Source organism: Burkholderia sp. E168m23, assembly GCF_016586125.1.
Lineage (GTDB): Bacteria > Pseudomonadota > Gammaproteobacteria > Burkholderiales > Burkholderiaceae > Burkholderia > Burkholderia orbicola.
Genome location: NZ_BCPP01000249.1, coordinates 1 through 7,755 on the forward strand (window position 1 = coordinate 1; position 7,755 = coordinate 7,755).

Annotated in this window: 9 protein-coding genes; 7 read left to right on the top strand and 2 right to left on the bottom strand. The window is 63.2% G+C overall.

The window, feature by feature from the left end:
- Window positions 1-87: 87 nt before the first annotated feature.
- The 5 genes from urtD to JMF90_RS14910 all read left to right on the top strand — a co-directional run bounded on the left by urtD (window position 88) and on the right by JMF90_RS14910 (window position 4,339).
- Complete coding sequence (gene urtD, locus JMF90_RS14890) at window positions 88-831, top strand: urea ABC transporter ATP-binding protein UrtD (RefSeq protein WP_006478796.1); 744 nt, start codon at window positions 88-90, stop codon at window positions 829-831.
- 34 nt (window positions 832-865) lie between these two features.
- The gene (gene urtE, locus JMF90_RS14895; RefSeq protein WP_006478797.1) at window positions 866-1,555 is read left to right on the top strand and encodes an urea ABC transporter ATP-binding subunit UrtE; all 690 of its coding nucleotides are present in this window, start codon (window positions 866-868) and stop codon (window positions 1,553-1,555) included.
- A gap of 62 nt (window positions 1,556-1,617) precedes the next feature.
- Window positions 1,618-2,856 carry a formamidase gene (fmdA, locus tag JMF90_RS14900; protein WP_006478798.1) on the top strand — a complete coding sequence of 413 codons (1,239 nt, stop codon included), beginning with the start codon at window positions 1,618-1,620 and terminating at the stop codon, window positions 2,854-2,856.
- Window positions 2,857-2,893: 37 nt separating this feature from the next.
- Complete coding sequence (locus JMF90_RS14905; RefSeq protein ID WP_011547492.1) at window positions 2,894-3,229, top strand: FmdB family zinc ribbon protein; 336 nt, start codon at window positions 2,894-2,896, stop codon at window positions 3,227-3,229.
- An 84-nt stretch (window positions 3,230-3,313) separates the two neighbouring features.
- The gene (locus tag JMF90_RS14910; RefSeq protein ID WP_011547493.1) at window positions 3,314-4,339 is read left to right on the top strand and encodes an aliphatic amidase; all 1,026 of its coding nucleotides are present in this window, start codon (window positions 3,314-3,316) and stop codon (window positions 4,337-4,339) included.
- Between the two features lie 121 nt (window positions 4,340-4,460).
- Here the strand turns inward: JMF90_RS14910 and JMF90_RS14915 are convergent, their stop codons facing one another.
- Both JMF90_RS14915 and JMF90_RS14920 read right to left on the bottom strand, forming a co-directional pair.
- Window positions 4,461-5,630: a porin gene (locus tag JMF90_RS14915; RefSeq protein ID WP_011547494.1), complete on the bottom strand. Its 1,170-nt coding sequence runs from the start codon at window positions 5,628-5,630 to the stop codon at window positions 4,461-4,463.
- Between the two features lie 378 nt (window positions 5,631-6,008).
- Entirely contained in the window at window positions 6,009-6,314 is a 306-nt protein-coding gene (locus tag JMF90_RS14920; RefSeq protein ID WP_006478802.1) for a DUF4148 domain-containing protein, read from the bottom strand.
- Window positions 6,315-6,591: 277 nt separating this feature from the next.
- Between JMF90_RS14920 and JMF90_RS14925 the strand changes: the two genes are divergently transcribed.
- Both JMF90_RS14925 and JMF90_RS14930 read left to right on the top strand, forming a co-directional pair.
- Complete coding sequence (locus JMF90_RS14925; protein ID WP_011547495.1) at window positions 6,592-6,801, top strand: hypothetical protein; 210 nt, start codon at window positions 6,592-6,594, stop codon at window positions 6,799-6,801.
- Between the two features lie 292 nt (window positions 6,802-7,093).
- Window positions 7,094-7,755 (top strand): response regulator transcription factor (locus tag JMF90_RS14930; protein ID WP_236597981.1); only part of this gene is annotated, 662 nt, incomplete at its 3' end.

Below are 7,755 nucleotides of genomic sequence, written 5' to 3' on the forward strand. Positions count from 1 at the left end.
TATACGAGGCTGGCGGGCCTCTACGACGAGCATGTGCGCCCGCGCGTACGGCGGCTGCTCGGCGTGGCGAACAAGGAGGCGTGAAGCATGAGCAATACCGACTTTCTGCTCGCGATCGAAGACCTGACCGTGTCGTTCGACGGCTTCAAGGCGATCGATTCGCTCAATCTCTATCTCGAACGCGGCGAGCTGCGGGTGGTGATCGGCCCGAACGGCGCGGGCAAGACCACGCTGCTCGATCTCATCTGCGGCAAGACGAAGGAAACGGCGGGCAGCATCAAGTTCCGCAACGAGGAAATCACGCGTCTTGCGGAATTCCGCCGCGTGCGTCAAGGGATCGGCCGCAAGTTCCAGACGCCGTCGATCTACGAAAACCTGAGCGTCGCGCAGAACCTCGAAGTGTCGTTTCCGCGCGGCCGCAGCGTGTTCGGCGCGCTCGCCTATCGCGAGGATACCGAAGTGGCCGATCGCGTGCGCGACGTGGCCGATGAAATCGGCCTCTCCGCCACACTCGATATGGAAGCCGGGCTGCTTTCGCACGGCCAGAAACAGTGGCTCGAAATCGGCATGCTGCTCATGCAGGACCCCGAACTGCTGATGCTCGACGAACCGATCGCGGGCATGAGCGTGCGCGAGCGCGAACTGACGGCCGAACTGCTCGACCGCATCTGCCGCAATCGCTCGATGATCGTGATCGAGCACGACATGGCTTTCGTGGAGCGCATCGCGCACAAGGTCACGGTCATGCATCAGGGGAAGATTCTCGCGGAAGGCCCGATGGCGCAGGTGCAGGCCGACCCGCGCGTGATCGACGTCTACCTGGGCCACTGAGTCCGCCACCGGACGACAACACGGAGAACACATCATGCTGGAAGTCGACGATCTCGTCGTCAGCTACGGCCAGAGCGAGGTGCTGCACGGCATCGACTTTGCCGTCGCGCAAGGCGAAAGCGTGGCCGTGATGGGCCGCAACGGCATGGGCAAGACGACGCTGTTCAAGGCGCTGATCGGCATGCTGCCCGCCAATCGCGGCACGGTGCGCGTGGCCGGCGCCGACGTCTCGAAGGACGAGAGCTACCGCCGCGTGTCGAAGGGCATCGGCTACGTGCCGCAAGGACGGCAGATTTTCGCGTCGCTGACCGTCGAGGAAAACATCCAGACGGGCCTCGAAAACGCACCGAGCCAACGCGTGCCCGACGAGCTCTACGCGTTGTTTCCGGTGCTGTTCGACATGAGAAAGCGCAAGGGCGGCAATCTGTCGGGCGGCCAGCAACAGCAACTCGCGATCGCGCGTGCGCTCGCGACCGACCCGAAAGTGCTGCTGCTCGATGAGCCGACCGAAGGCATCCAGCCGTCCGTCATCAAGGACATCGCCAAGGCGCTCAACCAGATTCGCACGAGCCGCAATATCGCCATCGTCGTGTCGGAGCAGGTGCTGAGCTTCGCGCTCGACGTGGCCGACCGCCTGTTCGTGATCGAGGGTGGGCGCTTCGTGCACCAAAGTACGCGCGATGCGGGCGACACCGACCGCATCCGCGAGTACCTGTCCGTCTGAGCGCGGCGCGGCGTTCGCGCGCCGCGCCGTATGTCAATCCGCGAACCCAAGGAGCGAACGTCATGCCCGAGACTCTCATCAAGGTCGATCTGAACCAGTCGGCCTACGAAAACGAACAGGTGCACAATCGCTGGCACCCCGACATTCCGATGGCCTGCTGGGTCAAGCCCGGCGACGATTTCATCCTCGAAACCTACGACTGGACCGGCGGCTTCATCAAGAACGACGACAGCGCCGACGACGTGCGCGACATCGACCTGTCGATCGTGCACTTTCTGTCCGGCCCGGTGGGCGTGCACGGCGCGGAGCCCGGCGACCTGCTGGTGGTCGACCTGCTCGACATCGGCGCGAAGGCCGATAGCCAATGGGGCTTCAACGGCTTCTTTTCGAAGACGAACGGCGGCGGCTTTCTCACCGATCATTTCCCCAGCGCGCAGAAATCGATCTGGGATTTTCATGGTGTCTACACGAGCTCGCGCCATATTCCGGGCGTGAATTTCGCGGGCCTGATTCACCCCGGCTTGATCGGCTGCCTGCCCGATCCGACTCTGCTGGAAACCTGGAACGCGCGCGAAACCGGCCTGATCGCCACTGCGCCGGAGCGCGTGCCGCCGCTCGCGAATCCGCCGTTCGCGGCCACCGCGCACATGGGCAAGCTCGCGGGCGACGCGCGCGACCAGGCCGCCGCGCAAGGCGCGCGCACGGTGCCGCCGCGCGAGCATGGCGGCAATTGCGACATCAAGGATCTGTCGCGCGGCTCGAAGGTGTTTTTCCCGGTGTACGTGGATGGCGCGGGCCTGTCGGTCGGCGACCTGCACTTCAGCCAGGGCGACGGCGAGATCACGTTCTGCGGCGCGATCGAAATGGCCGGCTGGGTGCATATGCGCGTGAATCTCATCAAGGGCGGCATGGCGAAATACGGTATCCGCAACCCCGTCTTTCAGCCCAGCCCGATCACGCCGACCTATAACGACTACCTGATTTTCGAGGGCATTTCCGTCGACGAGCAGGGCGGCCAGCATTATCTCGACGTCACCACCGCGTATCGCCAGGCGTGTCTGAACGCCATCGAGTATCTGAAGAAATTCGGTTATTCGGGCGCGCAGGCGTATTCACTGCTGGGCTGCGCGCCGGTGCAGGGGCATATCAGCGGCGTGGTGGACATTCCGAACGCATGCGCGACCTTGTGGCTGCCCACGCAGATCTTCGACTTCGACATTCGCCCGAATGCCGACGGCCCGATCCGGTACATCCAGGGCGGGGTGGATCTGCCGTGTTCGCCGGATCTCGCGAAGGCGTGAGCGACACACTGAAATCACGCAAGAACAGGAGGCCGTCATGCCAATCTACGACTTCGAATGCGCAAGCTGCGGGCCGTTCTCCGTCATGCGCCGCATCGCGGATCGCGAACAACCAAGCTGCTGCCCCGACTGCGGCGCGCAAGGCGACCGTGTCGTCAGCGCGCCCTCGCTCGCGCTGATGGGCGGGGCACGCCGTGCCGCACACGCGACCAACGAGCGTGCCGCGCACGCGCCGCGTCAGTCCGGCGACGGGCCGCCACTGCGCCATCGGGCCGGTTGCAGTTGCTGTTCGGGCGGCGCGGCGAAGCTTGCAGGCACGGCGTCGGACGGCCTCAAGCGGCCGGCGGGACGGCCGTGGATGATCAGCCACTAAGGTGTGCCGCGCGCGAGTCGATGCCTGGAAGCAGCGGCCGTCGCGCGCGGCGTCAACGTGTACGTGTTCGAGGAGGAAAGCGTCATGCGACATGGTGATATTTCGAGTAGCCGCGATTGTGTGGGTGTCGCGGTGGTCAACTACAAGATGCCGCGTCTGCACACGAAGGCGGAGGTGCTCGACAACGCGCGCCGTATCGCCGACATGGTGGTCGGCATGAAGCAGGGTTTGCCGGGCATGGATCTCGTGGTGTTCCCCGAGTATTCGACCCACGGCATCATGTACGACCGTCAGGAGATGTTCGATACGGCGTCGACGATCCCCGGCGAAGAGACGGATATCTTCGCGGCGGCATGCCGCAAGGCCAACGTGTGGGGGGTGTTTTCGATCACGGGCGAGCGCCACGAAGCGCATCCGCACAAGGTACCGTACAACACGCTCGTGCTGATCGACAATCGCGGCGAGATCGTGCAGAAGTATCGCAAGATCATGCCGTGGACACCGATCGAAGGCTGGTATCCGGGCGACCGCACCTATGTGACGGACGGCCCGAAGGGCCTCAAGATCAGCCTGATCATCTGCGATGACGGCAATTATCCGGAGATCTGGCGCGACTGCGCGATGAATGGCGCCGAGCTGATCGTGCGCTGCCAGGGCTATATGTACCCGGCGAAAGAGCAGCAGGTGATGGTCGCGAAGGCGATGGCGTGGATGAACAACACCTACGTCGCAGTGGCCAACGCCACCGGCTGGGACGGCGTGTATTCGTACTTCGGCCATTCGGCGATCGTCGGGTTCGACGGGCGCACGCTCGGCGAATGCGGCGAGGAGGAAATGGGCGTGCAGTATGCGGAGCTGTCGCTCGGCATGATTCGCGACGCGCGGCGCAACATGCAGTCGCAGAATCATCTATACAAGCTGCTGCATCGCGGGTACACCGGCACGATCAACTCCGGCGACGGCGTGAACGGCGTCGCGGAGTGCCCGTTCGGGTTCTATCGCGACTGGATTACGGATCCGGACGCCACGCGTCGCCGTGTCGAAGCGCTCACGCGCACAACGCCTGGTACGCCGGAGTGCCCGATCGAAGGTATTCCACACGAAGGCTGAGTGCATGCGCCCGGGTGTAATCGGGCGAATTCCTGAAGGGAATTCGCAGCGGTTTCGATCGACTCACCGGCGCCCGCACCGAAGCCGCGCCGAGCGGGTTCCGGTGCGGGACTCTGACGGGTTAGAAGCGATGCACCATGCCCATGCGATAGACCATCTGGTTTGGCCCTGACGACGCGCCAGCCGACGCGTCCACGATCTGGGCATCGTCAAAGCTGGTCCCGGTACGGGCGCTGACGACATGCTGCCACGCGCCTTGCAGATACAGCGAAGTGCGCTTGCTCAGGTCATAGTCGAGCATCATGCCGATCTGGTGCCACTTGGGGACATATTTCGTGTCGGACGTGTACAGATGCGCGATGGTAAACGTGTAGGACGCTCCCAGCCAGAGGGCATGAGTAAAGTAATACTGAGCATTGAGTTCGAAGTTGTCGAATTTCCAAGCGTTCCACGTCGCGCCGTTTTGCAGGGCGGTATTGTCGATCCACGCATTGCCGGCGGGGTTGTAGACATCGACATGGGACCACGCGGCGCCGACGAGTACGTGGGTAAACTGGTAGGAAGCCGCTACGCCGATGTCCTGCTGCGACGAGCCGTTGAAGAGATCGCCACTGTTGACCGCGCCACCCGCCGCGAGCCCGGGATTGTTGAGCTTCAGGTAGGACGCCGCCGCAGTCAGGTTGCCGCTCTGGTAGTTCAGCGTGGCGCCCCAGACGCGATTGTTCGAGAATCCGCCGGGCTGGTTGCTGAAGCCGTACATTGCTTCCGCGGTGAGTCCGCGGTATGTCGGGGTCACGTACTTGACGGCATTGTTGACGCGGAAATCCCAGTCCGTATTGTCGTTGTCGAACGGGTGGGTCGCGATGTCGCCGGCCCAGTTGCCGGCCGCCGTGATGCCGCCGAAGCCGAGCGCGTCGACGCTGGTATCGTACTGGCGTCCGAGCGTGAGCGTGCCATACCGTGACGACGACAGGCCCACGAACGCTTGACGGCCGAACATGCTCGAATCCTGACCGAGCTTGCCGCTGTTCACGTTGAAGCCGTTTTCGAGCTGGAAGATGGCCTTGTCGCCGCCGCCAAGGTCTTCACTGCCTTTCAAGCCCCATCGGCTGCCGAATGTGTCTCCGCTCGACATCTGCCAGGCGCGATGACCGCCTGCATTGCTCGTGAAGTTGAGGCCTTCGTCTATCAGCCCGTATAGCGTGATGCTCTGCTGGGCGTGCGCCGTGCCTGCGAGCAGGAGTGCCGGCGCGAATACGTACCAGGGCAGTTTCTTCGATCGACGTTTCATTTAGTTCCTCTGACGGTGGGGTGGGGCAGTCGGCGCTGGATGGCGCTGACTTCGATGTCGTCCCGGAATGCGATCTCGGCGGACGAGGCAGTGTAGGCAGAGGAAAAGCGGTCGCCGCAACGTGCATGGAAAGACTATTTTTCAGTATTCGAAAGTGTCATGCGCCGAGGGATCTCACGCGGAAAGGTGGGATGCCTTGGAGTCGCATGACGATCGAACGCCTTGCGATGTGTTGTTTTCTATCTTTCGACGATTGACATGAAGATTTATTCGCGTGAAGCGTCGACATATCGGCACGGAATGTCGAGGCTACCCGAAAAAACGCGCGCGGCCACGAGGGCTCGCGCGCAAACTCGGAGAACGGGTGCAGCGGACGATTCAGTTGCCGCTCGACGCGACGGTATTGGCCGCCCCGGCACAATCGTGCTGGTACTTCTGCATCAGGCGCGCCTGTGCCGAATCGATATCGTCGGGATAGCTGCTCTCGTCTCCGGACGACGGGTTGTAGCCGACGGACTCCAGTTCGTTCAGTTCGTTGACGAGCTGCCGGTGGGAGACCGGGCCGTTCGCATGCACGAACGGATAGTCATGACATTGCGCGGACGTGAGCTTCGTCCCGGCATGCGCGGAGACGCTCAATGCGAGCATGGCGGCGCACACGAGATAACGGACGGGATGATTCATCTTCGGCTCCTGGATAGCGTTGAGTAGAGGCCGTACGGCAGGGTGTCTGCGTCGGTCGCGAGGCGAAGATTAGGCACGGCGGACTAGCTAAACGACAGCGCGATGATGAAACATGTTTTAGGCAAGCCCGGCTCGGGCCATGCACCGGTTGCCGCAGGCATTGAAGGTTAAAGAATCGTTCATGCGCGTGCTTCCGGATGGTTAGGCGCGGCGGCGTATCGTCGAGCGATGGATCGATCGATGCCGCGCGCCGCGCGGTGGACACGGGGGTAAGGCAATGAAATCAAAGGTCATCATGGCTGGGCTGGTCGCGTTGATGGGTGCGTCGCTGCCGGCGTTCGCGAAGGTGCAGGGAACCGGGCTCGCGATCGCCGATGTGACGCTCGCGAACGCGAAAGCCGAACAGCGGGATCGTGCGATCGATGCCGCACGTGATCTCGCGTCGCATCGTGCGGACGCGACCGGCACACGATCGCACCCACGCTGATCGCGCGTTGCCGCGCACCGTTCGCAGCCGGTCGCGGCGGCTCGCGTGCGTCGCGAGCCGTGGTACGAAATCGTGTCGCAAAGGCGAGCATGCCGGGTCGTTTTCAGCCTCCGTTGCAATGTCAAATAAGCCAGGATCGAAGCCGACACGGACGTGATGTTGTCGGATATGAAACTTTCTTCACGAAGCCGGCGCGCATCTTTTACGCGTGCACGCATAAGCTCTGCACGAGCGCGTTCGGCCGTCGGGTATCGAAGCGCATACGTCCCTTCGATGAAGACGAGAATCGTACATGGCATCATCCGCTTCCCCGGTCAACGAGCCCGCCCCGCCTGACAAGCCGGCCGTGGACGGCACGGCCGTCGCGCACGTCCTCACGATCGAAGACGACGAAATCACCGCGAACGAAATAGTCACGGAGCTGGAGGGGCGCGGCTTTACGGTCGAATGGGTGGCGAACGGGCGCGATGGCATGGCCCGCGCGCTCGGCAACGAGTTCGACGTGATCACGCTCGACCGGATGCTGCCGGTGGTCGACGGCCTCGCGATCCTGACCACGATGCGCAGCGTCGGCGTGCGCACCCCCGTGCTGATGCTGAGCGCGCTCGGCGATGTCGACGAACGGGTCCGCGGGCTGCGTGCGGGGGGCGACGACTACCTGACCAAGCCGTTCGATCCCGAGGAAATGGCCGCGCGCCTGGAGGTGCTGCTGCGCCGGAGCCAGGCCGCGCCGGCCACGTTCGACACGACGCTGGTCGTCGGCCCCCTCAAGCTCGACCTGATCTCGCGCAAGGCGTTTCGCGACGGCGAGGAAATCGTGTTGTTGCCGACCGAGTACCGCGTGCTCGAGTACATGATGCGCAATGCCGGGCAAACCATTACGCGGACGATGTTGTTCGAGGCCGTATGGGGCTATCACTTCGATCCCGGCACGAACCTGATCGAAGTGCACAT